Here is a 23,203-nt window from a genome sequence, read left to right on the forward strand (position 1 = left end):
TCTTACTCCGCTGCTCGGATATTTTCGTTATTTAGCTGCAAATCCTTGGAATTTGCAATTTCTTTCAAACGTTCTGAACGAATCAATTCATTGACCTCTTGCTTGGCATCGTCTAGCTCGGTTTTCTTTTCTTCGATTTGAGCATTGACCTTGGTCAATTCATTCTGAACTTGTAGTAGCTTGGTCTGCATAAACACAACGCTAATTGCCAGGATAATCATTGTTGCAGCAATCGAAACATAGAAGGCCTTTTCCACACGTGAAAAACCCTTAAACTTCGATTGCAATAACTGGCTTGTTTTTTCGATTCTTTCTGCCATGTTTTTCCTCTTACTTGTGAATTTTTCTGGCCACGCGCAACTTGGCTGAATGCGAACGGTTGTTGGCTTCTAGCTCTTCGGCACTTGGCAAGATTGGCTTACGGGATACCAATTCCATCTTAGGCTTAAGATCATCTGGAATGAAGGGCAAGCCTTTGGGAACTTCCACTGTTGAAGCCTCCTTAAACAACTGCTTGGTCAAGCGGTCTTCCAGCGAATGGAAGGTAATGACCGAGATTCTACCATCCAGAGCCAGCATGTCCATGGCCTGCTGGATGGATTCATCTGCCGCACCCAGCTCATCATTGACTTCAATTCGGATAGCCTGGAAAATCTGCTTGGCAGGGTGCCCCTTTTTCTTGAGTTCCTTGGCAGGCTTGGCCGACTTGATAATCTCTGCCAACTCCGTCGTTGTCTCAATTGGTTTCACCTCACGCGCTTGCTCAATCTTACGAGCAATCTGTTTAGAAAACTTATCCTCACCATACTTGAAAAAGATCCGAACCAAGTCATGATAGTCATAATGATTGACCACCTCATAGGCTGTCAGACTAGCTTCCTGATTCATCCGCATATCCAGTGGCGCATCCTTTTTATAAGAAAAGCCACGCTCACGCTGATCTAGCTGAGGACTGGACACTCCCAAGTCATAACAAATTCCATCAATTTCCTGGACACCAGCCTCCTGCAAACGTGCCTGCAAATGACGGAAGTTATCCTTGATAAAGGTTACCATCCCCTTTTCGATATAGGGTGCCAACCGTTTTTGCGCATTATCAATGGCATTCTGGTCCTGGTCAAAGGCATAGAGATGCCCTTTTTCGCTCAATTTACTTAATAAATATTCGCTATGGCCTGCTCCACCCAAAGTCGCATCAACGTAGATACCGTCAGGTTTTACGTCAAGCATATCAATCGTTTCATGAAGCAAGACCGTTACATGATGAAATTCTTTTGTCATATCTTATCTATTTTACCACAAATCTGACCAGCTTGCACTTGTCAGACAAGGCTAAGTTTCTTCGAAAAAAATTCTCAAAAATATGTCATATATACTTGACACCTCATCTCCAAAAGAATATAATATAGTCAAATATATGCGACATACCAGAAAGGAGCCCCTATGAATCGTGTGAAAGAATTCCGCAAGGAACTGGGCATTTCCCAGCTCGAACTCGCCAAAGATATCGGTGTCTCGAGACAGACTATCAACATGATTGAAAACGACAAGTACAATCCAACCCTGGAACTCTGTCTCAATCTCGCCCGCAGCCTCCAAACTGACCTTAACAGTCTCTTTTGGGAAGACGATTTTTAGAAAAGGAGCAAACAAATGAAAAAAGAAACTCTCACTGGCAAACTTATCAAACGCACATATGGCATTTCTGGTCCCCTTGACGAACACAAACGGCGCGAGGCCGATCGTATCGGGAATCAGGTCTTTATCGTTCTCTTTTATCTCATGATATTTGGCAACCTCATCCCCTTTGTCCTTGCTTATAAATACCCGCAAATTGTCGCTATCGGCTATCCTCTCGTGGTGTTTGGTATTTCGATGATGGCTGCCCTCTATGTGGTCTCTCAAACCAAAAAAACGGGCATCACAGCTATTGATCCCGAAATGTTAAGTAAGAAAGAAAGTAAACAGCTACATTTTCCTGGTCTAAAAGCTGGTCTGATCTATGGCATGGGCATGTTCTTTGGAATACCGCTTCTGAATGTCCTAACCGATGATAGCAAGGATTATCTTGGTTCTCTTTTAAATACAGGACATTTTGTATCAACTATCCTAGCTACTTTCTTCTTCGGAGTGACCATACAAATTATCGTCTCTCTTCGCATTCGAAAAGCCAAGAAAGACCAAGAAAACGACTAGGAGGTTCCTTATGAAATCACTAGCTAAACTACTGATCAGTCATGTTTTTATCAGTATCTTTGTTACCTTTTTCCTACTTTCTGGACATATTGAGCATCCTTTCTTGATTATCTTTCTTTTATTCCTTCCTGTATTGAACAAGGGACAGAGATTCCAGAAAATCCAATCAAAAAAAATACGTCTTCTAAATGCATCTCTCTGTTTTATCCTCGTATCCTTTCCACAACTTTTAACAAATCCTACGGATTGGAGATACCTGGTATTTCTAATAATCTGTATCACTTTTAGTTTGGTTTACTTCTATACTCTCTATCAACTCTTTAAAGAAGTCAATCAAAAATCGCTCATTTAGGAGGTTACTCCCATGAAAAAAGAAGATTTCACCACTCGCTTACTCAAACTATTCTTTCACATACAAGGGCCTTTTGATGAATGCCGTCAAGAGATGATTTACAAGGCTTGTGCCCGTTCCTTGATCCAAATCGTTTACTCCTCCCTCCTACTCTTCTTGTTCTATCTCCTATTTGGACGCTTCATAGAGTTGGTTCGAGATGCCATGCCCTACCTCTATTTTGGACTTATCTTCGTCCTCGCATCTAGGGCGAGACTAGCAGTTCGCAACTTACATTTAGACAAGGATGACCCGTCCGAAATCCATCACAAAAGCTACAGCAAAAGTCAAATCCAAGTTCGTAGTTGGGGTGTATTCATCAGTATTCAGCTTGGTCTCTTCCTCTTACTAATCTTTCATAAACTTTTTGTTCAGCATCTTCCACTCGACACCTTTTGGGACAATCTCTCCCAGTTCGATAAAACGCTCCCTTTACTAGTCTTGGGTTTGGGAATTGGTGCCATCTTTGGAACCATGACCTATGCCTTTTTATCGGAACACGTTAAAAAATAGAGCAAGATTCGCTAATTTCTCATTTTATAGTCAAAGAATCCCACCTAGTTCGTTCTAGGTGGGATTTCCACTTCAATTCATAGGATATTTTCCAAAATATCTACTGACCCTCGTCACCAATTCTCCCACTGGGTTTCAACCTTGACATCGCCATAGTTGCTTGGCGAGTACTCGCTGTCATAGATGGTACACCAGTCTTTCAAGACTTTCTGGTTGACGATTTCGTCGTAATCCTTCTCTAAATCTTCTTTAGAAATATTATTCTTTCTTAAATATTCTCTTACTTTTTCTTCATCATCAACAAATTGGCCTGGTTTCCTTGGCTCTTCAAAAATCGCAAGTTTCTTTTTGATCACTTTCTTTTGCAGATTATAGTGTGCCGAATACCATAGGGTAATATTCGAATTAGTCTTCCTTTCAAAACGAATCGACACCCCCTTTATACCTTCTCCAAAATTAAGGTCAATGGTTATATCACTATAGCCTTTGGGTAGAGTTTCATACTTTCCAAAAGGAGTATACGAAATATTTGGGTCATCACTTGGCCAACCGGCCCTGATTTTAAAGCCATCTATGTTTCTTAAAATATTATTTGTACGATATGTTTTCTCCGTTTCTTGGTAGATTTCATCAAAAATGTTTTTAGGTTGACGCACAAAAAAGTAAAAACAGGATGATGTGATTATCACGAATAAGGCTACTAGGCCTAGGATTTTCTTCATATTGTCACCAATTCTCCCACTGGGTTTCAACCTTGACATCGCCATAGTTGCTTGGCGAGTACTTGCTGTCATAAATCGAACACCAGTCCTTCAAGACTTTCTGATTGACGATTTCGTCGTAGTAAGAATCCAAATCCTTGGCAGTGATACCGTACTGCTCTAGGTAAGATTTTACCTGAGCCTCATCTTTAATGTATGTTTCTGATCTAATTTCATAAATCATAATTTTTTTAACTAATAATTTTTCTTAAATTCGTAATGAATAACAAAGTTAATTTCTTCTCCTGAGTTAGCATATCTTTCAAACCAAATATTTACACCTTTACTACTACCATCAAAATTAAACCGTAGTTCTAAATTCTTCACATCGCTTCCAAGAGAAGAATCATCGTATGTTATTATTGATTCATACTTATCCGTTTCATTCATATTCGAATCATAAAGCTTTCGATTTTTTACTGTCACATTTTTTAAGTCTTTGAAGTTATAATGGACCAAATAATTTTTTGCTGTTTCTTGGTAAATCTCATCAAAAATGTTTTTAGGTTGTTTAGGAAAAAAGTAAAAGAAAAATAATACAACTAGTAAGACTAAAGCTACTAAACCGAGGATTTTCTTCATGTTATCACCAATTCTCCCACTGGGTTTCAACCTTGACATCGCCATAGTTGCTTGGCGAGTACTTGCTGTCATAGATGGTACACCAGTCTTTTAAAACCTTCTGATTGACAATTTCGTCGTAGTAAGAATCCAAATCCTTGGCAGTGATACCGTACTGCTCTAGGTAGGATTTCACCTGAGCTTCGTCTTCGATATAACTATCCTCATTTCCTGATATCACAATCTGAATTGACTTTGTGATTGTTTTAGTATTTGGATTATATTTGTTGACCATCCATAGCTTCGTACCATCAGCTATTTTTCTCTCAAATGAAACAAACAGTTTACTATACGCTTTCTCAAAATTAAATCCAACTCTCAGTTCAAGATAATCCTCTGGAGGAGTCTTATACTTTCCTAAAGGGCTATATTTAAAATAATCTCCATCACTTGGCCAGACATCATCGATTTCAAAACCTTCTATATTTCTTAAAATATTATTTGTGCGATAGGTTTTCTCTGTTTCCTGATAGATTTCATCAAAAATGTTTTTAGGTTGTTTAGAAAAAAAGTAAAGACAAACTGATACAAGTAATACTACTATTGTTAAAACACCTAGAATTTTCTTCATAGATTTCCTCCTAGTCCGCCACGGCTTCCAAGCGGTTTAAAAACTTGGATACACCTGAATAGTTACTTTCAATATATGCTTTAATGGTATCTTCACCTTTTTCCATAATCTCTAATGGGAGGATACTAGCATAAATAGTACTTCTGACATGCTTCCAATCTTTATTTTTTAAGAATTCTCTTTCTCTCTGAGAGGAATCTTTTTGAAGATCAGCATAGTAAGAAGATATGGCTTGGTCATAGGATTCCCCTTTTGCATACGGCCGATAAGATTGACCGAGTCCAAATCAGCCTTGTAATCATCCTCGCCGATGCTTGGTTTCATATCATTTGCATTAAATGTCGTGTCTTCCTCCCAGCCTGAAAGGTCCTTGACATGCTCTCTACCGCCATAGATATCAGTTAACTGGACTTGATTAGGATTAAGATGAGTAGCCATAGTGATGGACTGGTGGGTAAAGTCTGCGTGGCCTGTCACCAATTCTCCCACTGGGTTTCAATCTTGACATCGCCATAGTTGCTTGGCGAGTACTTGCTGTCATAGATGGAACACCAGTCTTTTAAAACCTTCTGATTGACGATTTCGTCGAAGTCTTTCTCTAATTCTTCTTTGGTTATGTTGTATTTTTTTAAATAGTCTCTTACTTTTTCTTCATCATTAAGATATTGACCTGGTTGCCTTGGCTCTTCAAAAATCGCAAGCCCTTTTTTGAGCACTTTCTTTTGCATATTATAGTGTGCTGAATACCATAGGGTAATATCCGAATTAATCCTTTTTTCAAAACGTATCGTCATCCCTTTAATACCTTCTCCAAAATTAAAGCTAATATTTATGTCTTTATAACCTTCAGGATGAGTTTGATACTTCCCTGAAGGGGTGTATGCAAAATATTCTCCATCGTTAGGCCAATCGGGTCTGATTTTAAACCCATCTATGTTTCTTAAAATATTATTTAACCGATAGGTTTTCTCCGTTTCTTGGTAAATTTCATCAAAAATATTTTTAGGTTGTTTAGGAAAAAAGTAAAAACAAACTGATACAAGTAATACTACTATTGTTAAAACACCTAGAATTTTCTTCATAGACTTCCTCCTAGTCCGCCACGGCTTCCAAGCGGTTTAAAAACTTGAACACTCCTGGATATTTTCTTTCAATATATGCTTTAAGAGCATCCTCTCCATCTAACTTAATATCCGTTGGTCGCAAACTATCATAAATAGTATCTCTGACTGTATCCCAATCCTTATTTTTTAGGAATTCTCTTTCTCTCTGAGAGGAGTCTTTTTGAAGGTCAGCATAGTAAGAAGAGATTGCTTGGTCATAGGATTGCCCATTTTGCATACGGCCGATAAGGTTGACCGAGTCCAAATCCGCCTTGTAGTCATCCTCTCCGATACTTGGCTTCATATCGTTTGCATTAAAGGTCGTATCTCCCTCCCAGCCAGAAAGGTCCTTGACACGCTCTCTACCGCCATAGAGATCGGATAACTGAGCTTGGTTAGGATTAAGATGAGTCGCCATAGTAATGGACTGGTGGGTAAAGTCTGCATGGCCCGCTCCATTGTTAGAGTATGACTTTAGTTTGCTGTCCCAAAATTCGTCAAAGTTACCCTTATCACCATAAATCCCTTCATAAGTACTTTTATAGGAATCATAATGGTTAGTCCCATTTTTTTGATCATCATCCTTAATTTTTTCTATGTTATCAGATTCCCCACCCGCCATCTCGTGTTGCAGTCTAAGATTATAATACAGTTCTTTGGCCTTTTCTTCTTTCAATCCTAATTCTTTAAAGATTTCAAGAATTGGTTTTTCTACTCTCATTTTTTCAACTGTAGATGGACTGCTAACAACCTCATCAAAAAAATAATTTTTTAAATAGCCCGCTGTTTCCTTCCACTTAAAGTCATTATAGTAGGCGGCACCGACGACACGCAAAAAGATATAGTCACGGAACTCTTGACTTGAGGTTGGGAATTTCTTATCTATCCCTTGCTTGATGGTCAAGAGCTGTTGGGCTGTCTCTGCATCAAAGCCGTATTCTGCCATCATGGTCTGGACAAAGGCCTTCTCTTGGCGACTGAGCTTCAAGTCCTTTGTATCAGAATAGGCAGTCAGGTAGTTTGCCCAAGTCAGGTCAGATGGGACTTTAAAGACGCCTGTCTTGGCATCCCAGCTCGTTTCGATCTGGGCCAGCCCACGACTCAACTGCACATCGATACTGTCTAGTTCATCGAACAGTCCTCCTGAATAGCTATCATAGGCACGCAGGTCTCTCAAGATTGTTTCATAGACACGTTTATTCGCGTGGTGTCCTCGCATGAGTTCCACATTACTACGTCTCAATCTCCCTTTTTCTTCGCTATCCATGGTCAAGGAAGAAAGGGATTGGTTGACTTCATCCAGATAGGCGATCATTTGCTCTTCCTGGCGGATCTTATCAAGCAGATCATCCTCACGCCAACTCTTGCTGTCGACCATCGTTTGGTAGTCTTCTGGTAATTTCTTGATAGCTTGAGAGAAGGTTTCTGCATAGAGTTGTCCCCCTTTGCTCAAGGGCAATAAGACACTTGCAAAAAAACTTCTAGCCGAATCATAAGCGTCGCCCTTTAGACTTTCCTTATCCTCTGAAAACTTTTGGATGGCTGATTGCAAGGCTTGATAAGCCTCCACCTGAGATTGACACATGGTCGCTACACTTGAACTTTGTAGTTGCGATTGTTCCAAATACATATCAATGCCCATGACGCGTCTCCTCCTCTCTTTCTAGTTCCTTGCGCCTTTCATAGTAAACCGCATCCAAGTCTCCCTCTAATCGGAACTTTTCTTTCTTCAAATCATCCATGTGGTAGGTGAGGTCCTCAAAGATTTGGTTTTTGAGTTGATTTCTTTGCAGGAGCGTTTCTTCCAACTGTCCTGCGTATCGGCTCTGATAGGCTGCCTCCCACAAATCACTTTGATAACGGTGGCTAGCTCTATCATATCCTTCAAAGGTTTCTATCAGTTCTTTAGTGCGGTATTTCTCTTTTCCATTGTCTTCTAGCTGGTACAAGAGTTCTCGCTCTCTTTTCTTCAACTCATCTAACGTGCTCATGTATGACTCCCAAAACCATTGGCCGCAGCCTTATCTAGCGCTTCAAAATCACTCGCTACAGAGTGAAGTCGTTCGGAAGTTAGGGTGACAGCGGCTGTTATCTGACTAGCTAGATTTTGATCCTTTGTCAGACATTGATGAGCCTTGTTATTCCCTTGAAGGGTCGTTAAGTCATCCTGACTAGCCGCAGCGATCGCTGTTAACGATTGACAAGCATTTTTAAGCTGAGTCGCATATGTTTGCGCAAGATTTATATCACTTTTTACTGTTGACATGGCTGTTTTATCCTTTTTCTGATTCCCTAGTGATAAGTACACTCCATTTAGCTATATAGGCCTATTATACCATGTTTCATAAAAGGAGCATCATTTTGTCCTGATTTATCTACAATTGTGTATTTTTTCAACAACTTCTCTCATCCAACTCGACGAAAAGGGTAAAAACTGTTACAATGTAGAAAAAGAAAAGAGGCTCTCATGACCAGCGTATATGATTTTTCCGTTTTGAACCAAAACAACCAAGCAACTCCCCTGGAGAGCTATCGTGGCAAGGTTCTCTTGATTGTCAACACTGCTACAGGATGTGGTTTAACGCCCCAGTACCAGGGGCTTCAAGAACTCTATGAACGCTATCAAGATCAGGGCTTTGAAATCCTAGATTTCCCTTGCAATCAGTTTATGGGACAAGCACCCGGCAGCGCAGAGGAAATCAATAGTTTCTGTAGCCTACACTATCAGACCACTTTCCCTCGCTTTGCCAAGATCAAGGTCAACGGCAAGGAAGCAGATCCTCTTTATGTTTGGCTAAAAGACCAGAAGTCTGGCCCGCTAGGAAAACGAATCGAATGGAATTTTGCTAAGTTTCTCATTGGTCGAGATGGGCAAGTCCTTGAGCGCTTCTCTTCCAAAACAGACCCCCAAACCATCCAAGATTCTCTCCAAAAAATACTCTAATTTCTTTTTAAAACGTATCCTTTCATTTAGTTTGAGCCATGAAAGGATGCGTTTTTTCTTTAAAAAGTAACTGATTTTCTTTAATTTATATTTATTTTTTTGCTTTTTGCTCTTGCAATTCTTTCATTAATTTAGTATATTTGTTATATTAAAAGTTTTCAGTCATTTTAAGGGAGAAATGACCTTTTAAATTTTTTTATCTTAAAATGAAAGCGCTTTATAAACAGGAGGTAAGGTGGCTTACAAATTATCAGAGAGTTTTTTCATTAAATCAAGTTGTAACCAAGTCAGACTTGGGCTTGGGCAGTAGCTGACTGCCTTTCTAAAAACTAGGAGTATATTATGAATCGATACCTTTTTGAAAAAGGGCAAACTTTTAGCATTCGGAAGTTGACTGTAGGAGTGGCCTCTGTTATCGTCGGACTGGCATTTTTTGCTTCTGGAACTGTGCGTGCAGACGAAACGTCTCCTACCACGACATCCAATTTAGATCAGCAAATTAAACAAGTAGCAGATATAGAAGAGACCAAGGCTGAACCAGTCAAAGAAGAAGACCGTGTAGAAGCTGAAAAACAAGAAACACCTGCTGCCGATACCAGCAGTGCTGATTTGCTCCCTGAAGAAATTCAAGACCGTGCCTATCCAGACACACCTGTCAAAGAACTCGACACGACAACTATCGTTGACAAAAAAGCTAGTCCAAAAGTAGAAACTAAGAGCATTCTAAAGGATAAGGAAGAAGCTCCAAAAGAAACTGAGAACGGAAACCGTGCTATCATTAACGGTGGTCAAGACCTCAAACATATCAACTACGAGGGACAACCTGCTACTGCTGCTACTATGGTTTACAGCACTTACAACGCAGGAGAACAACGCTACCTCGTTTCAGGATCTGGTATCTTTGTAGCTCCTAATCTAATCCTTACCGTTGCTCATAACTTCCTAGAGGCCAATAAAGAAACTGGCGAAGGTCACATTCGTGGTGGAAAATCTGCCCAGTTCTACTATAACGTTGGTTCAAACAGCGAAAAGAAAAACTCACTTCCATCTTCTGGAACTACGGTTTTATTCAGAGAAAAGGACATCCATTTCTGGAACAAGAAAGAGTTTGGAAAAGGCTATAAGAATGACCTTGCTCTTGTAGAAGCTCCTATTCCTCTTCCGATTGCTAGTCCAAACAAAGCAGCAACCTTTGCGCCTTTAGCGGAGCACAAGACACATCAGCCGGGAGAAGCCATCAGTACGATTGGCTACCCAACTGACTCGAGCTCAAAAGAACTGAAACAACCTATCCTAGCTGGTCAGCTTTACAAGGCAGATGGGACCATCCGATCTGTTGAGTCCTATGATGATAAGGGAACGACTGGTATCACCTACAAAACCACTTCTGTATCTGGTTTGTCTGGTGGCGGGATTGTCGATAGCCAAGGAAAAGTTCTGGGGGTTCACCAACACGGAACCGTTGACAATGGTGTTCCTGAAAAGAATCGCTTTGGTGGCGGACTCGTCCTTTCACCTGAACAACTGAAATGGGTTAAGGACATGATTGCCAAATATGGTGTGAAAGGCTGGTACCAAGGAGATAACGGAAATCGTTACTATTTTACTGATGAGGGGCGTATGCTTCGGAACGAAACAGCTGTTATTGGAAGCAACGAATATTCCTTCAACCAAGATGGGATTGCTACCTTGACCAAGGGAGTTGAGTACGGCCGTGTGGTTATCCAACACGAAGACGAAGAAGGAAATCCTGTCAAAGATAATGACACCTTTATCGAACAGACAACTGTTGATTCTCCATTTGACTACAATTTCAAAAAAGAAATCGAGAAAACGGACTTCTATCAGAAGAATAAAGACAAATACGAAATTGTATCTATCGATGGTGTAGCAGTCAATAAACAGCTAAAAGATACTTGGGCTGAAGATCACAATGTTGTCAGCAAAGCGCCTGCCGGTACACGTGTCATCAAGGTGGTCTATAAAGTCAACAAAGGCTCTTTCAAAGTTTACTACCGTCAAAAAGGAACAACAACTGAACTAGCTGAAGTAACAGTTGATAACAATGAAGGTCAAGAATACGACGTTTCCTTCGTACATACTTTCCAAGCTAAAGAAATAGCTGGCTACCGTCCAGTCAAGGCTAACTTGGAAGCAAGGATCCAGCAAAAAGGGGTGAATGAAGTCGTCTTTGAATACGAGCCAGTCGCTGATACAGCTAATCCAACGACTCCGACCCCACCAGTCTCTCATCCAGAAGATAAAGAAACTGAGATTGGCAACCATGGACCTCTTCCAAGCAAGGCTCAACTCGATTACCACAAGGAAGAATTGGCAGCTTTCATCCACTACGGAATGAACACCTATACCAATTCTGAATGGGGAAATGGGAAAGAAGACCCCCGATACTTCAATCCAACCAACTTGGATACTGACCAGTGGATTCGCACTCTGAAGGAAACGGGCTTCAAACGAACCATTATGGTTGTTAAACACCACGACGGATTCGTTGCTTATCCATCTAAGTACACCAACCATACCGTAGCTGCTAGCCCATGGAAAGATGGAAAGGGTGACCTTCTCGAAGAAGTTTCCAAGTCTGCTAGCAAGTACGACATGAACATGGGTGTTTACCTATCACCATGGGATGCCAACCATCCTAAATACCATGTCGCAACCGAAAAGGAATACAACCAATACTATCTCAACCAACTGAAAGAAATCCTTGGTAATCCGAAATACGGTAATAAAGGGAAATTTATCGAGGTTTGGATGGACGGTGCACGTGGTAGCGGTGCCCAAAAAGTGACCTATACCTTTGATGAATGGTTCAAATACATCAAAGAAGCCGAAGGAGATATTGCTATCTTCTCTGCTCAACCGACAAGCGTTCGCTGGATCGGAAATGAACGAGGTATAGCAGGCGACCCTGTATGGCATAAAGTCAAGAGAGCTAACATCACAGACGATGTGAAAAACGAATACCTCAACCATGGTGACCCAGATGGTGATATGTACTCTGTAGGGGAAGCTGACGTTTCGATCCGTTCAGGCTGGTTCTACCATGACAATCAACAGCCGAAATCACTCAAAGAGTTGATGGATATCTACTTCAAGTCCGTTGGTCGTGGAACCCCGCTCCTTCTCAATATTCCACCAAATAAAGAAGGGAAATTCGCAGATGCAGATGTGGCTCGCTTGAAGGAATTCAAGGCAACCCTAGATCAAATGTATGCGACTGACTTTGCCAAAGGTGCCACCGTAACAGCAAGTTCGACTCGTCAAAACCACCTTTACAAGGAAAGCCACCTCACAGACGGTAAAGATGACACCAGCTGGGCGCTCTCAAATGATGCCACAACCGGTAGCTTTACAGTCGATTTGGGGCAAAAGAGACGCTTTGACGTCGTTGAACTCAAGGAAGATATTGCCAAAGGTCAACGTATCTCAGGTTTCAAGATTGAAGTTGAAATCAACGGACGTTGGGTGACTTACGGCGAAGGTTCGACCGTTGGTTACCGTCGCTTGGTTCAAGGCAAGCCTGTAGAGGCACAAAAAATTCGTGTAACCATCACTGGTGCTCAAGCAACTCCAATCTTGACCAACTTCTCAGTCTACAAGACACCAAGCAGCATTGAAAAGACAGATGGCTACCCTCTTGGACTGGAATACCACTCAAACACAACGGCAGATACAGCCGGAACAACTTGGTACAATGAATCTGAAGGTGTTCGTGGCACTTCTATGTGGACCAATCAAAAAGATGCCAAAGTAAGCTATACCTTCACAGGAACCAAGGCCTATGTCGTCTCTACAGTCGATCCTGGTCATGGAGAAATGTCCGTCTACGTTGATGGTCAAAAGGTTGCCGATGTCCAAACTAAGAATGCTAGCCGTAAACGCAGCCAAAAAGTCTTTGAGACAGGCGATTTAGCACCAGGCCAACACACTATTACTCTTGTAAACAAAACAGGCGAACCAATTGCTACAGAAGGAATCTACACCCTAAACAATGATAGCAAAGGAATGTTTGAACTCGAGTCTACCAACTACGAAGTCGAAAAAGGAAAACCAGTCACTGTTAAGATTAAACGTGTTGGTGGAAGCAAGGGGGCTGCTACTGTTCGCTTCATCACAGAACCTGGAACTGGGGTTCACGGTAAAGTTTACCAAGATACAACTCAAGATGTGACCTTTAAAGATGGAGAAACAGAAAAGACTGTTACCATCCCAACGATTGACTTTACAGAACAAGCCGACTCTGTCTTTGACTTCAAAGCCAAGCTCACTTCTGTTTCTGATGGTGCCTTGCTCGGTTTTGCTACCGATGCAACCATCCAAGTGATGAAAGCTGAATTGCTGATCAAGGATCAAACAAGTTATGATGACCAAGCTAGTCAGTTGGATTACAGTCCTGGCTGGCACCATGAAACCAATTCGGCAGACAAGTACCAAAAGACTGAGTCTTGGGCTTCCTTTGGTCGCTTAACTGATGAGCAAAAGAAAAAGACAACTGTCACAGCCTACTTCTACGGTACTGGACTTGATATCAAGGGCTATGTCGATCCAAATCATGGTATCTACAAAGTCTTCCTAGATGGCAAAGAAGTTCCTTACCAAGAGGGCATGGGAAATGCGTCAACTATTGAGGGCAAGAAATACTTTAGCGGTCATGCAACCCAACGCCAAGGCAATCAAACGCTGGTTAGCCTAAAAGGTCTGGACGAAAACTTGCACGCAGTCACCCTTCAACTCGATCCTGATCGAAACGATTTGTCTCGAAATATCGGTATTCAGGTAGACCAATTTATCACTCGTGGCGAAGGCAGCGAACTCTACAGCAAGGCAGATATCATCCAGTCTATCTCTAAATGGAAGGATGATTTGTCCAACTTTGACCCAGCAGGCTTGAAAAATACGGCTACTGCACGCCAAGCTTTCCAAGCAAATCTAGAAAAATTGAGAAACCAACTCAGTACTGATGCAGTGGATGTTCAAGAAGTCATGTTGACGGTCAGTGCCCTACAAGATATCCTATCCAAGGATGAGAACTATCAAAGAGGCCAAGAGGAGCCTAGTCCAGAGCAACCAGAACAGCCAGAAGAACCTGAGAAACCTGACCAGCCTGAACAACCAGCTCAACCAAAACAACCGGAAATTGAGTACGATAAGGCTATGGACAGCTTGACAAAAGCTATCGAGAAAAAAGTCGCTGAGCTTAGATCCAACAAGGAAGCTAAGAAGAAATTATTAGAAATTGCCGACCAAGCCATTGCTGCCATCCAAGAAGCTAAAACTCAGGAAGCAGTCAATCAAGCACTAGAAACCGCTCTCGAACAAATCAACAAACTCGAAGCAGCTCAACCTGAGAAACCAGTTCAACCGGAAAAACCGGCTCAGCCTGAAAAGCCAGTTCAACCGGAAAAACCGACTCAGCCTGAGAAACCAGTTCAACCGGAAACTCCAGCGCAACCTGAGAAACCTGCTGAGCCCGAAAAACCTGCTGAGCCTGAAAAGCCAGCTCAGCCTGAGAATCCGACTCAACCTGAGAAACCGGCGCAACCTGAAAATCCAGTTCAACCTGAAAAACCGGCTCAGCCTGAGAAACCAGTTCAACCGGAAACTCCAGCGCAACCTGAGAAACCTGCTGAGCCCGAAAAACCTGCTCAACCTGAAAAGCCAGCTCAGCCTGAGAATCCGACTCAACCTGAGAAACCGGCGCAACCTGAGAAACCGACTCAACCTGAGAAACCGACTCAACCGGAAACTCCAGCGCAACCTGAGAAACCAATTACTTCTTCAACTCCTGAGGAAGGGGTTAAAGACCTTGTCTTTACACTTCCAAACTTGGAAATCGTCAATAAGGTCGTACCGTTCAAGACGATTCGTCGCGAAAACCCACAATTAGACAAAGGAAAAGTGCAAGTTCTATCAGAAGGGAAAGACGGTCTCTTAGTCGAGTATGTTGAAGTGGACGGTGACAATCGCAAGGTTCTCCAGACAGAAGCAACTCCAGCTCAAGATCGAGTGATTGAGGTAGGTAGCAAACAAAGCTCAGTTGGAACAGAAGCGCCACCAGTTGTGACTCTTCCTGAGTATGTTCTACCAAGAGAGACTGAAAAACCTGCGCCAGCCGTAACAGATAATTCATCATCAAAAGATGAAAAAGCTCCTGTTACAGCTACAGTCAAAGAAGACAAGGAAAGACTACTCCCTGCAACTGGGGAACAAGAAGCAAGTGCCTTCCTCTTCTTGGCAGCCATTACTTCTATCTTGTCTCTCCTCATCTTCCAAAAGAATTTCAAAGACTAATAACCCTCTTTGATTGATTCTTTCTAATGATTCAGTTCCCCCGTTGAGAAGACCATTTGGTCTTCTCTTTTTCTATCTGTAAAATTAAAAAACATCCACAAATATACATGGATGTTTTAGTATAAAATTCTAAAATAAGGTTATCATTGAGGATAGGTATTTTCAAAGTCAACTACAATTTCAAATAAACGCTCATCCAAAAAAGAGAGTCCCCTTGTCTTATCTCATCAGAACTACCATCATAAGTTTCTGCAAGAACTCCACAAATATAAGATGGTATTTCGAATTCCAATACCATGAGATTTTCTGACGTTCACAAGCCATCTTTCCTAAATCAAACTTCCCTCTTCCACACCTAGTCACTGACTACTATTTTTGAGTCCAGCGTATGCATAGGTTCGATTTCTGGGACACTCTTTTTCCGTCACTACCCTAAAATAAAAGCGATGCTCCCGCCCATCCTTGGCATTTTCCTTGTTTAAGACAAAGTAGTTTTTCTGATTCATCGCCATGGTTCGTAGGATGTCATCGATCAAAAAAGTCAAAGGCACATTCATAGCAGAGTATTTTTGAAAATCCTCTTCAAAACGAATATAGGCTTCTGAAAAATAATTCATCTGCAGTTTGTTTTCATACAACTCTTTTCTAGTCATACACTCCCTCCTCCCACAGTCGAATTTCGAGGACATCTGCTACCTCTACCAGCCTATAGCCCTCATTGGTCCTAATAGATAGAGTTTGAGGTGATAATTCACTCACCTCGCCGATGATCGTGGTTTTCTGCTTCTTTTCCTTGACCACAAAGTATCCCTTTAGTTGCCCGACATACAGCTGCGAAAGCAAGAGTAACTTCTCAACGGAATTCAAATCTGTCGAAAAAGCAACCCGATTTCTTTCTTCACCGAGTGAACTAGTATGCTCTGAGAGGAAAAAGCCCATCCACTTCTGCATCCCTGGATCTTGATAGTCACGCGCAGATTGAAAGGGTAAATAAGAACGATCAATCATTTTAGTCCATCTAATCCTCCAGCAGAATGCCCCCCAATCAGCTTGCTTCTGGCAAGACTCCTAGAGGCTTCTTCCAGTGCGTTGGCCTTTAAGAGGGAGGTAAAACCAAATTGTTCCCGAATGGCATCAATAGCCGTCTGGAGCCTTTCTTCTTTTTCTAACTTGTCAACATCATCAAAGAGGGAGATCAAGCTAAAGGACTCGTCCACAAATCCTGAATAGTTGACTCCGACACTTCTGACTGCTCCAGAAGTGTATTTATTATGAAATAGCTTCAAAACATAATCCGTTAAGACAGCTGTATTATTGGTCGGTTCGACCTTCATTTGTGTGTGAATAGACGGCCTGACCTCCTGCTTAGAGAAACCAACATAGATAGAGACAAGAGTTGTTTTCTTGCCCGCCCTTCTCAGTCTAATAGCCACCTGCTCCGCCATTTCTCGAAGAATAATTTCGATATCCCGTAGCTTCACGTAGTCTCTCGGCAAGATTTGAGAATTTCCTAACCCTTGAGACTTGGCTTTATAGGGCCTGTGAACATTGCTCTCATCAATCCCGTTAGCATGAAACCACAAACGCAGGCCAGCCTGACCGAGAGCTTTCTGTAGCTGGTCTGGATTACTGGTGGCCAATTCTCTGATGGAAAAAACCCCCAGAGCATGCAAGCGTTTCTCCATCCGCCTGCCAATCCCCCAAAAGTCCGTCATCTTGGGAATGGCCCAAACCTTCTCTTCCACATCCTGGTAAGACCAGTTGGCCCTCATGGTCGGGGTGTGCTTAGCCTCATTATCCAGAGCCAATTTAGCCAGTAAGGGATTGGCATTGGACATACCCACTGTAGAGTAGATCCCTGTCTGCCTCCAAATATCCCTCTGGATGCGAGCAGAAAGCAGATCCAGCTTGTCTTTGCGAGAGAGACTCTTGTCTGGGATGAAGTAGTTGAGCGAACTGGTCAGATCGATAAAGCCCTCATCGATAGAGTAGGGATAAATATCATCTGGACTGCCATAATTTTGAAAGATTCGCTGGATTTCCATATTGACCGCTATGTATTCATCCATCCTAGGTGGCACAACCAAAGTCACTTGAGCCCAATCTTCGATGTAGCGAACATAGTCTGAGTCAGTAGGCAAGCCTTGCTTTCGAGCATTGTAATAAGAAAATTTGCGCGTTTTGATATCAAAAGGCAGATCATAGGCCCGGCCAACATTGGACTTGCCAAAAATCTTCTTAAACATGGGAGAGGAAGCTAGGATAAGGCCGGTAGAATTATCCGCGCGACTCATGACACAAAGCGAGGTCTTCAGCGGATGCAAGCCTCTTTTCACACACTCAACACTAGCATAAAAAGATTTCATATCGACAAAGGCAATATCACTTTTGGGCTCTCTGGAATAATCAAAGTAGCCCATAGGCTAACCCTCCATCGGCACAAAATTCCCAACGATAATCCCCACAATCCGAGGATCTTCCTCATAGGAGATGAAAATGTCCTTGTATTTAGGATTGATAGAAACCAGACGCAAACCATCTTCCTCCCGATAGACCCGTTTAATATAGGTCTGGTTGTTGCAAACCACTGCATAAACCGCCCCATCATAATCAAATCCGGTCTCTCGAATCAAAGCCACGGAACCATTTTGATATTTAGGTTCCATAGAGTCCCCAGCCACCCAGGAAGCAAAATCGTGGGCTAGTTCTTCATTAAAGTAAACGGTATCAAAATTTCTATCGTCATATACCGAAGCCCCGATCCCTGCTGACATGCGTTCATAGACACGATACTCGTAGAGGCGCTCTGGCATGGTCGCCACCTTCTGAGTTTGTTCTTCTTGAGCCAGGTTGCGAGCATAGAGCACAACCTTGTCCTTCCCTTGCTTGGAGAGGCTATTGTAGAGGCGAACAATCTCGATCTGAGTGAAATATCCCTTTGCCACCTTTAAAATATTTTCTAGCTGGGCAACCTTCTCCTTGGATGGTTCCTTAATTCCACGTTCCCAAGCCGAGTAAGCCTGAAAACTAATCCCTAATTCCTCTGCAATCTCTTTTTGTGTCAGTTTTAGCTCTTTCCTACGAGCCTTGAGTTTTTCTGGTTGGTACATGATTCACCCCCTAGTGTGATGTTTTATTGAGAATATCTCTCTTAGAAAAACAAATCGACGGTTAAGCTTACATCTCTAAAACTCAACCAATTCGGTTTAGTTTTATTATATAAAAAAAGTGGACGATTGTCTAGTGGGAAAATCCCACTTTAAACCCTACTTGCTTCAGCTTCATAAAATGATCATGACTTACAAATAAAGAAGAAAAACATCTCAAATTTGATGAGATGGTTAATCATTCAGTCTACTTTATAAAAAACTTGTTCTGAGCTAGTTGGAGCAGCTTGCCCAGCAATAAGCCTGTTTTTACTTGAATCAGAATCAACCCACTTCATAGTGCTCCCTGCAGGATAAATACTCATTCCATACCCTGAGGAACCTGCTCTAATACTGAAATTAATACTTCCATCGTTACCCATGCTCACTTTCTCAATATTTCCACTGTTTACTAATCCATTTTTATCGAATGTAAACTCTTGTCCAAGCTCATTTCTCCAAGTTCCGACTAGAGTAGAGAAATCTCCATTTAGAATGGCTTGCTCATCTATTTTTTGTGACTCAGCATTCGTTTGCTCTTCTTGTGTCGAAGGTTTTTCCTCCGTAGTCGTAACACTATCTTGAGTAGTTGTTAAACTAGTAGTCGTTGTTGCACTTGTTGTACTTGTCGTTGTCGTACTACTAGTAGAAACCTGTTCTGTTGTAGTACTTACTGCTTCTGTATCTTGCTTCTTATGATTAAAGAAGAACATAAAACTTATCAGTACTATAGGAATTAAGGAACATGACAAAAGCAACAGCCAGTTGATGCCTTTTTTTTTCGATCGTAGAACAATAATTTCATCAGCATCCTGATAAATCTCAACTAATTGATTTAATTTAGGTTGAAAATTCAGCTCACGAATTGGAATAAGTAGTTCATCCCCTGTATTCAGCTGTATTCTAGCAAGCCCATCTTCAATACTAATGATCTTATGCTTCGGTTTATAAGTAAAAGCAGCATTTTTAGCTTCAAGTTTTACAACTAAATCCTCATAGATATGAACAATATCCCCGATTTTGGGCTCAAATTCACAATTCTCAATAGCAGACTTTTGAAAACTTCCATTATTATAACCAATATAAACAGTATCTTCAGTTCTTTTAATTATCTTTCCTATTTTCATTTCTAACACCTTTATATTATTTTTCCTTAATTGTATCATATAAAGCTTAAAAACCAAACTCGGCTACTTCTAGACTGGTTGACCTCCCGAAGCATATGTGCTAGAATTATTAATATATAAACACAATGAGAGGCTATGCACTATATGTTCCCATTTATGCCTGCAGCAAGAGCAAAAACCGTCTTTGATATTCCCTATCAAAGATTATATCAAATTGGTTTTAAAGGATTAATTTTCGATATAGATCAAACTCTTGTGATGCATGGCGCTCCTGCAACAGAACAGGTTATTGAACTTTTCCAAAAACTGAAAAACCTTGGTTTCCATCTCTTTCTTTTGTCAAATAACGACGAAGAAAGAATATCCGAATTCAATCAACATCTTGCCGTCCCTTATATTCCTATATCAGAAAAACCCAATCCAAAAAACTTCATAAAAGCTCTTGAAATTATGAATCTAGAGTCTTTTGAAACAGTGATGATTGGAGATCAACTTTTTACAGATGTGTTAGGTGCTAGCCGAGCTAATATACCTACTATCTTAGTTGATTTTTTATATGATCCTAAAGAGGGAGGAATTGGTAAAAAACGATGGGTGGAAAAACTTCTACTATCGACTTATCCTCTTTTAAGACAAAAAAATACAGATCTAGATTTACTCAAGAAGGAGAATCCACATGGTTTTTTGGAATAAAGATCTTTTGTTTTGTGAGATTAGTCCCATCACATATAAAATTTCTCTCAAGAAAGAAAATCTCAAACGACATATTCAAAACTTCAAGCAAGGTAAAAAATTTTCAAAAGTACGTCAAGAAAAACTTCTACCTAACTTGGTATCATCATACTCTACTCAGTTAATAAAACATGGCCCAGGTATTGATATCAACCTTCAAAAAGGGAAAGCAACTAACATTCAAATTGCAGCCCAAACTTTAAATCATATTATGATTTATCCTGGAGAAGAATTTTCTTTTTGGAGTTTAGTTGGAAATATAACAAAGAGAAAAGGTTACCAAGAGGGACGAGTAATTGTCAACGAGAAAGTACAATCTGGCATTGGAGGAGGTCTATGCAATTTAGCTAACCTACTTCATCTTTTAATCGTCCATAGCCCTATGGAAATTACGGAATTCCATGCTCATTCGGATGCACTGGATCCAGACAAGGACACACGAAAACCATTTTCTAACGGAACGTCTGTTCAATATAATCATCAGGACTATCGTTTCAAAAACAACACTGAACAAATCATTCAGCTACGAATATGGGTAGAAAATGAAATTCTATTTGGAGAATTACGTAGCGAATCACAATTCCCCTTCACTTATCAAATTGTTGAAGAAAATCACCACTTCAAAAAAGAAGGGGACCATTACTATCGTAACTCTTTGATTTATCGTGAAAAACTGGACCGTATCACTGAACAGACTTTGGAAAAAGAGCTTGTTCTGAAAAATCATTCAAAAGTAATGTATGATCCTGATCTTATCCCTAAAGAAATGATTAAACAATAATCTGAATCCTTTTATTTTCCAATCTATAGTATTCAGATTAAAAGTTAAAAAGGAACTTTTATGAACTCACCTAAATTAATTGTTATGCTGACGCATAATGATCACACTATTGAAAATGCACGTGACATCTTCGAAGTATGTAAGAATTCTAAGGCTCAATGTTGGGGTTTTAAAGAAAGACCTCTCCCAATTTCAGAAATGAAGGCTCTATTTTCAGAAATGAAGGCTTGTGGTAAAACTACTTTTCTTGAAGTTGTTGAGTATGATGAAGAAAGTGGACTTCACGGTGCACAGATTGCAAAAGAATGTGGGTGTGATGTGTTGATGGGAACAGTTTTCTTTGATTCTATCAACCAGTTTTGCAAAGATAACCAAATCAAATATATGCCATTTGTTGGCCAAATCACTGGACGTCCATCTGTTCTTGAAGGTTCCATAGAAAGTATGATTGCACAAGCGAGAGAATACCTTGAAAAAGGTGTCTACGGTATCGATTTGCTAGGTTATCGATACACTGGTGATCCAGTAGCATTGAGTAAAGCTTTTGTCCAAGAAATTCAAGCACCAGTTTGTTTAGCTGGAAGTATTGATTGTTATGAACGTTTGGATGAAGTAATAGAAACGAATCCATGGGCCTTTACAGTTGGCAGTGCATTTTTTGAAGAAAAATTTGGATCTGATATTCATAAGCAGATTAATAATGTTTGTGATTATATAGGTAGATAATTTAAAATAGATTTTCAGAGTGAATTTACCCTCCAGAAATTAGATTTTTATATCTGACTTTTGGAAGGTAATTTTTATTTTACTCCGATAATTCAATTATTATAATTCTAAACTAGCAATCATTAAAAAAATCAAGAGATAACTCTTGAGTGCTTTGAAACGTTGATAGTATCGTATTGATTAACGTTTTGAGGCAACTGACTTTGTCAGATTGCAGCCACATTTGTAAGCGACTAAAGTCGCAACAACTGTGTCAATTGCACCAATTTAGTAAGAAAGTATAAAAAAAAGAGCACCTCGGAAGGTGCTCTCTGTAAGTATAGTAATTCTCTCGAATTAACGTTTACTAAATTGTGATGCTTTACGAGCTTTCTTAAGACCTGGCTTCTTACGCTCAACTTTACGTGAGTCACGTGTAAGAAGTCCTGCGCGTTTCAATGAATCGCGGAAGTCTGGGTCTACTTGAAGAAGGGCACGAGCGATACCGTGACGGATAGCTCCTGCTTGACCAGCGTATCCACCACCTACAACGTTAACGAAAACGTCGTATGAACCTACAGTTGAAGTAACTGCGAATGGTTGGTTGATAACAAGACGAAGGTCAGCGTGCGGGATGTACTCTTCAACATCTTTTTTGTTAACAGTGATTTTACCAGTTCCTGGAACAAGGCGAACGCGTGCAACAGCGTTTTTACGACGTCCAGTACCTGCATATTGTGCTTGTGACATACTTTATTGTTCCTTTCCTTAGATAAGTCCTGAAATATCAAGAACTTCTGGTTGTTGTGCAGCGTGAGTGTGCTCAGCTCCAACGAATACTTTCAATTTCATACCTTGAGCGCGGCCAAGAGTATTGTGTGGAAGCATACCTTTAACTGATTTTTCGATCAAACGTACTGCATTTTTAGAACGAAGTTCACCAGCAGAGATTTGTTTCAATCCACCTGGGTGGTTTGAGTGAGTGTAGTAGATCTTATCAGTTGCTTTTTTACCAGTCAATTTAACTTTTTCAGCATTGATAACGATTACGAAGTCACCTGTATCAGTGTGTGGTGTGAATGTTGGTTTGTTTTTTCCGCGAAGTACGCTAGCAACAACTGCTGAAAGGCGTCCAAGAGGTACATCAGTTGCGTCAACAACGTACCATTTGCGTTCTACTTGGCCTGGTTTAGCCATGAATGTAGTTTTGTTCATGATTTCTCCTATATGAATATCGTTTTTGTTTACAGGGCGGATGTTCCGGTCCGCGGGGTATTTGAAAGGTTCCGGGGCCTTACAA

At 40.9% G+C, this 23,203-nt stretch carries 25 protein-coding genes and 1 pseudogene; 9 read left to right on the plus strand and 17 right to left on the minus strand.

Annotation, left to right across the window (positions count from 1 at the left end):
• Positions 1-2: 2 nt before the first annotated feature.
• Both ftsL and rsmH read right to left on the minus strand, forming a co-directional pair.
• Positions 3-320 carry a cell division protein FtsL gene (gene ftsL / locus BWR56_RS08110; RefSeq protein WP_049538152.1) on the minus strand — a complete coding sequence of 106 codons (318 nt, stop codon included), beginning with the start codon at positions 318-320 and terminating at the stop codon, positions 3-5.
• 10 nt (positions 321-330) lie between these two features.
• Positions 331-1,281, minus strand: coding sequence for a 16S rRNA (cytosine(1402)-N(4))-methyltransferase RsmH (gene rsmH, locus BWR56_RS08115; protein WP_000159388.1), 951 nt, complete (start codon positions 1,279-1,281; stop codon positions 331-333).
• 162 nt (positions 1,282-1,443) lie between these two features.
• Between rsmH and BWR56_RS08120 the strand changes: the two genes are divergently transcribed.
• From BWR56_RS08120 to BWR56_RS08135, 4 genes are read left to right on the plus strand one after another with little or no spacing between them, the layout of a single operon-like run.
• Positions 1,444-1,638: a helix-turn-helix transcriptional regulator gene (locus tag BWR56_RS08120; protein WP_001082470.1), complete on the plus strand. Its 195-nt coding sequence runs from the start codon at positions 1,444-1,446 to the stop codon at positions 1,636-1,638.
• 15 nt (positions 1,639-1,653) lie between these two features.
• On the plus strand, positions 1,654-2,196 hold the full coding sequence (locus BWR56_RS08125; RefSeq protein WP_076984793.1) for a DUF3278 domain-containing protein: 543 nt from the start codon (positions 1,654-1,656) through the stop codon (positions 2,194-2,196).
• A 10-nt stretch (positions 2,197-2,206) separates the two neighbouring features.
• The gene (locus BWR56_RS10005; protein ID WP_061421676.1) at positions 2,207-2,548 is read left to right on the plus strand and encodes a hypothetical protein; all 342 of its coding nucleotides are present in this window, start codon (positions 2,207-2,209) and stop codon (positions 2,546-2,548) included.
• A gap of 12 nt (positions 2,549-2,560) precedes the next feature.
• Entirely contained in the window at positions 2,561-3,100 is a 540-nt protein-coding gene (locus BWR56_RS08135) for a DUF3278 domain-containing protein (RefSeq protein ID WP_061421675.1), read from the plus strand.
• A gap of 113 nt (positions 3,101-3,213) precedes the next feature.
• Here BWR56_RS08135 and BWR56_RS08140 read toward each other — a convergent pair whose 3' ends face one another.
• From BWR56_RS08140 to BWR56_RS08175, 8 genes and pseudogenes are all read right to left on the minus strand, one after another.
• Entirely contained in the window at positions 3,214-3,822 is a 609-nt protein-coding gene (locus tag BWR56_RS08140) for a TipC family immunity protein (protein ID WP_061421674.1), read from the minus strand.
• A gap of 4 nt (positions 3,823-3,826) precedes the next feature.
• Positions 3,827-4,443, minus strand: a pseudogene (locus tag BWR56_RS08145) (TipC family immunity protein).
• Positions 4,444-4,447: 4 nt separating this feature from the next.
• On the minus strand, positions 4,448-5,053 hold the full coding sequence (locus tag BWR56_RS08150; protein ID WP_061421672.1) for a TipC family immunity protein: 606 nt from the start codon (positions 5,051-5,053) through the stop codon (positions 4,448-4,450).
• A gap of 168 nt (positions 5,054-5,221) precedes the next feature.
• On the minus strand, positions 5,222-5,530 hold the full coding sequence (locus BWR56_RS08155; RefSeq protein ID WP_231071365.1) for a hypothetical protein: 309 nt from the start codon (positions 5,528-5,530) through the stop codon (positions 5,222-5,224).
• Positions 5,527-6,135, minus strand: coding sequence for a TipC family immunity protein (locus tag BWR56_RS08160; RefSeq protein WP_049505161.1), 609 nt, complete (start codon positions 6,133-6,135; stop codon positions 5,527-5,529). Before BWR56_RS08160 ends, BWR56_RS08155 begins: the two co-directional genes overlap by 4 nt.
• Before the next feature lie 10 nt (positions 6,136-6,145).
• On the minus strand, positions 6,146-7,798 hold the full coding sequence (locus tag BWR56_RS08165; protein WP_049505162.1) for a T7SS effector LXG polymorphic toxin: 1,653 nt from the start codon (positions 7,796-7,798) through the stop codon (positions 6,146-6,148).
• Positions 7,788-8,147, minus strand: coding sequence for a DUF3958 family protein (locus BWR56_RS08170; protein WP_049505163.1), 360 nt, complete (start codon positions 8,145-8,147; stop codon positions 7,788-7,790). Before BWR56_RS08170 ends, BWR56_RS08165 begins: the two co-directional genes overlap by 11 nt.
• The gene (locus BWR56_RS08175; RefSeq protein ID WP_049505164.1) at positions 8,144-8,422 is read right to left on the minus strand and encodes a TIGR04197 family type VII secretion effector; all 279 of its coding nucleotides are present in this window, start codon (positions 8,420-8,422) and stop codon (positions 8,144-8,146) included. The genes BWR56_RS08170 and BWR56_RS08175 overlap by 4 nt, the downstream gene beginning before the upstream one ends.
• 201 nt (positions 8,423-8,623) lie before the next feature.
• Here BWR56_RS08175 and BWR56_RS08180 point away from each other — a divergent pair, with 201 nt between their 5' ends.
• Positions 8,624-9,100, plus strand: a complete 477-nt coding sequence (locus BWR56_RS08180; protein ID WP_049505165.1) for a glutathione peroxidase — start codon at positions 8,624-8,626, stop codon at positions 9,098-9,100.
• Between the two features lie 342 nt (positions 9,101-9,442).
• Complete coding sequence (locus tag BWR56_RS08185) at positions 9,443-15,412, plus strand: alpha-L-fucosidase (protein ID WP_076984794.1); 5,970 nt, start codon at positions 9,443-9,445, stop codon at positions 15,410-15,412.
• A 359-nt stretch (positions 15,413-15,771) separates the two neighbouring features.
• On the opposite strand, the gene BWR56_RS08195 is transcribed toward BWR56_RS08185, so the two are convergent.
• The 5 genes from BWR56_RS08195 to BWR56_RS10010 all read right to left on the minus strand — a co-directional run bounded on the left by BWR56_RS08195 (position 15,772) and on the right by BWR56_RS10010 (position 19,685).
• Entirely contained in the window at positions 15,772-16,065 is a 294-nt protein-coding gene (locus BWR56_RS08195; RefSeq protein ID WP_049505167.1) for a DUF5960 family protein, read from the minus strand.
• Positions 16,058-16,420, minus strand: coding sequence for a hypothetical protein (locus BWR56_RS08200; RefSeq protein ID WP_049505168.1), 363 nt, complete (start codon positions 16,418-16,420; stop codon positions 16,058-16,060). Before BWR56_RS08200 ends, BWR56_RS08195 begins: the two co-directional genes overlap by 8 nt.
• Positions 16,417-17,832 carry a Y-family DNA polymerase gene (locus tag BWR56_RS08205; protein ID WP_049505169.1) on the minus strand — a complete coding sequence of 472 codons (1,416 nt, stop codon included), beginning with the start codon at positions 17,830-17,832 and terminating at the stop codon, positions 16,417-16,419. Before BWR56_RS08205 ends, BWR56_RS08200 begins: the two co-directional genes overlap by 4 nt.
• A gap of 3 nt (positions 17,833-17,835) precedes the next feature.
• Positions 17,836-18,522, minus strand: a complete 687-nt coding sequence (locus BWR56_RS08210; protein ID WP_049505170.1) for a LexA family transcriptional regulator — start codon at positions 18,520-18,522, stop codon at positions 17,836-17,838.
• 239 nt (positions 18,523-18,761) lie between these two features.
• Positions 18,762-19,685 carry a DUF6287 domain-containing protein gene (locus tag BWR56_RS10010; RefSeq protein ID WP_241012785.1) on the minus strand — a complete coding sequence of 308 codons (924 nt, stop codon included), beginning with the start codon at positions 19,683-19,685 and terminating at the stop codon, positions 18,762-18,764.
• 156 nt (positions 19,686-19,841) lie between these two features.
• On the opposite strand from BWR56_RS10010, the gene BWR56_RS08220 reads away from it, so the two are divergent.
• From BWR56_RS08220 to BWR56_RS08230, 3 genes are read left to right on the plus strand one after another with little or no spacing between them, the layout of a single operon-like run.
• Positions 19,842-20,378 carry a YqeG family HAD IIIA-type phosphatase gene (locus tag BWR56_RS08220; protein WP_231110156.1) on the plus strand — a complete coding sequence of 179 codons (537 nt, stop codon included), beginning with the start codon at positions 19,842-19,844 and terminating at the stop codon, positions 20,376-20,378.
• The gene (locus BWR56_RS08225; RefSeq protein ID WP_049505171.1) at positions 20,362-21,198 is read left to right on the plus strand and encodes a VanW family protein; all 837 of its coding nucleotides are present in this window, start codon (positions 20,362-20,364) and stop codon (positions 21,196-21,198) included. The genes BWR56_RS08220 and BWR56_RS08225 overlap by 17 nt, the downstream gene beginning before the upstream one ends.
• A gap of 60 nt (positions 21,199-21,258) precedes the next feature.
• Positions 21,259-21,924, plus strand: a complete 666-nt coding sequence (locus BWR56_RS08230) for a hypothetical protein (protein ID WP_049505172.1) — start codon at positions 21,259-21,261, stop codon at positions 21,922-21,924.
• Between the two features lie 336 nt (positions 21,925-22,260).
• Here BWR56_RS08230 and rpsI read toward each other — a convergent pair whose 3' ends face one another.
• Together rpsI and rplM are read right to left on the minus strand one after the other, a co-directional pair.
• Entirely contained in the window at positions 22,261-22,653 is a 393-nt protein-coding gene (rpsI, locus tag BWR56_RS08235; protein ID WP_000075969.1) for a 30S ribosomal protein S9, read from the minus strand.
• 18 nt (positions 22,654-22,671) lie between these two features.
• Complete coding sequence (rplM, locus tag BWR56_RS08240) at positions 22,672-23,118, minus strand: 50S ribosomal protein L13 (protein ID WP_001044624.1); 447 nt, start codon at positions 23,116-23,118, stop codon at positions 22,672-22,674.
• Positions 23,119-23,203: the final 85 nt, after the last annotated feature.

Origin of the sequence: Streptococcus oralis (assembly GCF_001983955.1) — a bacterium.
Classification (GTDB): Bacteria; Bacillota; Bacilli; order Lactobacillales; family Streptococcaceae; genus Streptococcus; species Streptococcus jiangnanensis.

Bases quoted from the DNA above. Each gene is read 5' to 3' on its own strand.
- ftsL (WP_049538152.1), bottom strand. From the start codon at position 320: ATGGCAGAAAGAATCGAAAAAACAAGCCAGTTATTGCAATCGAAGTTT.
- rsmH (WP_000159388.1), bottom strand. From the start codon at position 1,281: ATGACAAAAGAATTTCATCATGTAACGGTCTTGCTTCATGAAACGATT.
- BWR56_RS08120 (WP_001082470.1), top strand. From the start codon at position 1,444: ATGAATCGTGTGAAAGAATTCCGCAAGGAACTGGGCATTTCCCAGCTC.
- BWR56_RS08125 (WP_076984793.1), top strand. From the start codon at position 1,654: ATGAAAAAAGAAACTCTCACTGGCAAACTTATCAAACGCACATATGGC.
- BWR56_RS10005 (WP_061421676.1), top strand. From the start codon at position 2,207: ATGAAATCACTAGCTAAACTACTGATCAGTCATGTTTTTATCAGTATC.
- BWR56_RS08135 (WP_061421675.1), top strand. From the start codon at position 2,561: ATGAAAAAAGAAGATTTCACCACTCGCTTACTCAAACTATTCTTTCAC.
- BWR56_RS08140 (WP_061421674.1), bottom strand. From the start codon at position 3,822: ATGAAGAAAATCCTAGGCCTAGTAGCCTTATTCGTGATAATCACATCA.
- BWR56_RS08150 (WP_061421672.1), bottom strand. From the start codon at position 5,053: ATGAAGAAAATTCTAGGTGTTTTAACAATAGTAGTATTACTTGTATCA.
- BWR56_RS08160 (WP_049505161.1), bottom strand. From the start codon at position 6,135: ATGAAGAAAATTCTAGGTGTTTTAACAATAGTAGTATTACTTGTATCA.
- BWR56_RS08165 (WP_049505162.1), bottom strand. From the start codon at position 7,798: ATGGGCATTGATATGTATTTGGAACAATCGCAACTACAAAGTTCAAGT.
- BWR56_RS08170 (WP_049505163.1), bottom strand. From the start codon at position 8,147: ATGAGCACGTTAGATGAGTTGAAGAAAAGAGAGCGAGAACTCTTGTAC.
- BWR56_RS08175 (WP_049505164.1), bottom strand. From the start codon at position 8,422: ATGTCAACAGTAAAAAGTGATATAAATCTTGCGCAAACATATGCGACT.
- BWR56_RS08180 (WP_049505165.1), top strand. From the start codon at position 8,624: ATGACCAGCGTATATGATTTTTCCGTTTTGAACCAAAACAACCAAGCA.
- BWR56_RS08185 (WP_076984794.1), top strand. From the start codon at position 9,443: ATGAATCGATACCTTTTTGAAAAAGGGCAAACTTTTAGCATTCGGAAG.
- BWR56_RS08195 (WP_049505167.1), bottom strand. From the start codon at position 16,065: ATGACTAGAAAAGAGTTGTATGAAAACAAACTGCAGATGAATTATTTT.
- BWR56_RS08200 (WP_049505168.1), bottom strand. From the start codon at position 16,420: ATGATTGATCGTTCTTATTTACCCTTTCAATCTGCGCGTGACTATCAA.
- BWR56_RS08205 (WP_049505169.1), bottom strand. From the start codon at position 17,832: ATGGGCTACTTTGATTATTCCAGAGAGCCCAAAAGTGATATTGCCTTT.
- BWR56_RS08210 (WP_049505170.1), bottom strand. From the start codon at position 18,522: ATGTACCAACCAGAAAAACTCAAGGCTCGTAGGAAAGAGCTAAAACTG.
- BWR56_RS10010 (WP_241012785.1), bottom strand. From the start codon at position 19,685: ATGAAAATAGGAAAGATAATTAAAAGAACTGAAGATACTGTTTATATT.
- BWR56_RS08220 (WP_231110156.1), top strand. From the start codon at position 19,842: ATGCCTGCAGCAAGAGCAAAAACCGTCTTTGATATTCCCTATCAAAGA.
- BWR56_RS08225 (WP_049505171.1), top strand. From the start codon at position 20,362: ATGGTTTTTTGGAATAAAGATCTTTTGTTTTGTGAGATTAGTCCCATC.
- BWR56_RS08230 (WP_049505172.1), top strand. From the start codon at position 21,259: ATGAACTCACCTAAATTAATTGTTATGCTGACGCATAATGATCACACT.
- rpsI (WP_000075969.1), bottom strand. From the start codon at position 22,653: ATGTCACAAGCACAATATGCAGGTACTGGACGTCGTAAAAACGCTGTT.
- rplM (WP_001044624.1), bottom strand. From the start codon at position 23,118: ATGAACAAAACTACATTCATGGCTAAACCAGGCCAAGTAGAACGCAAA.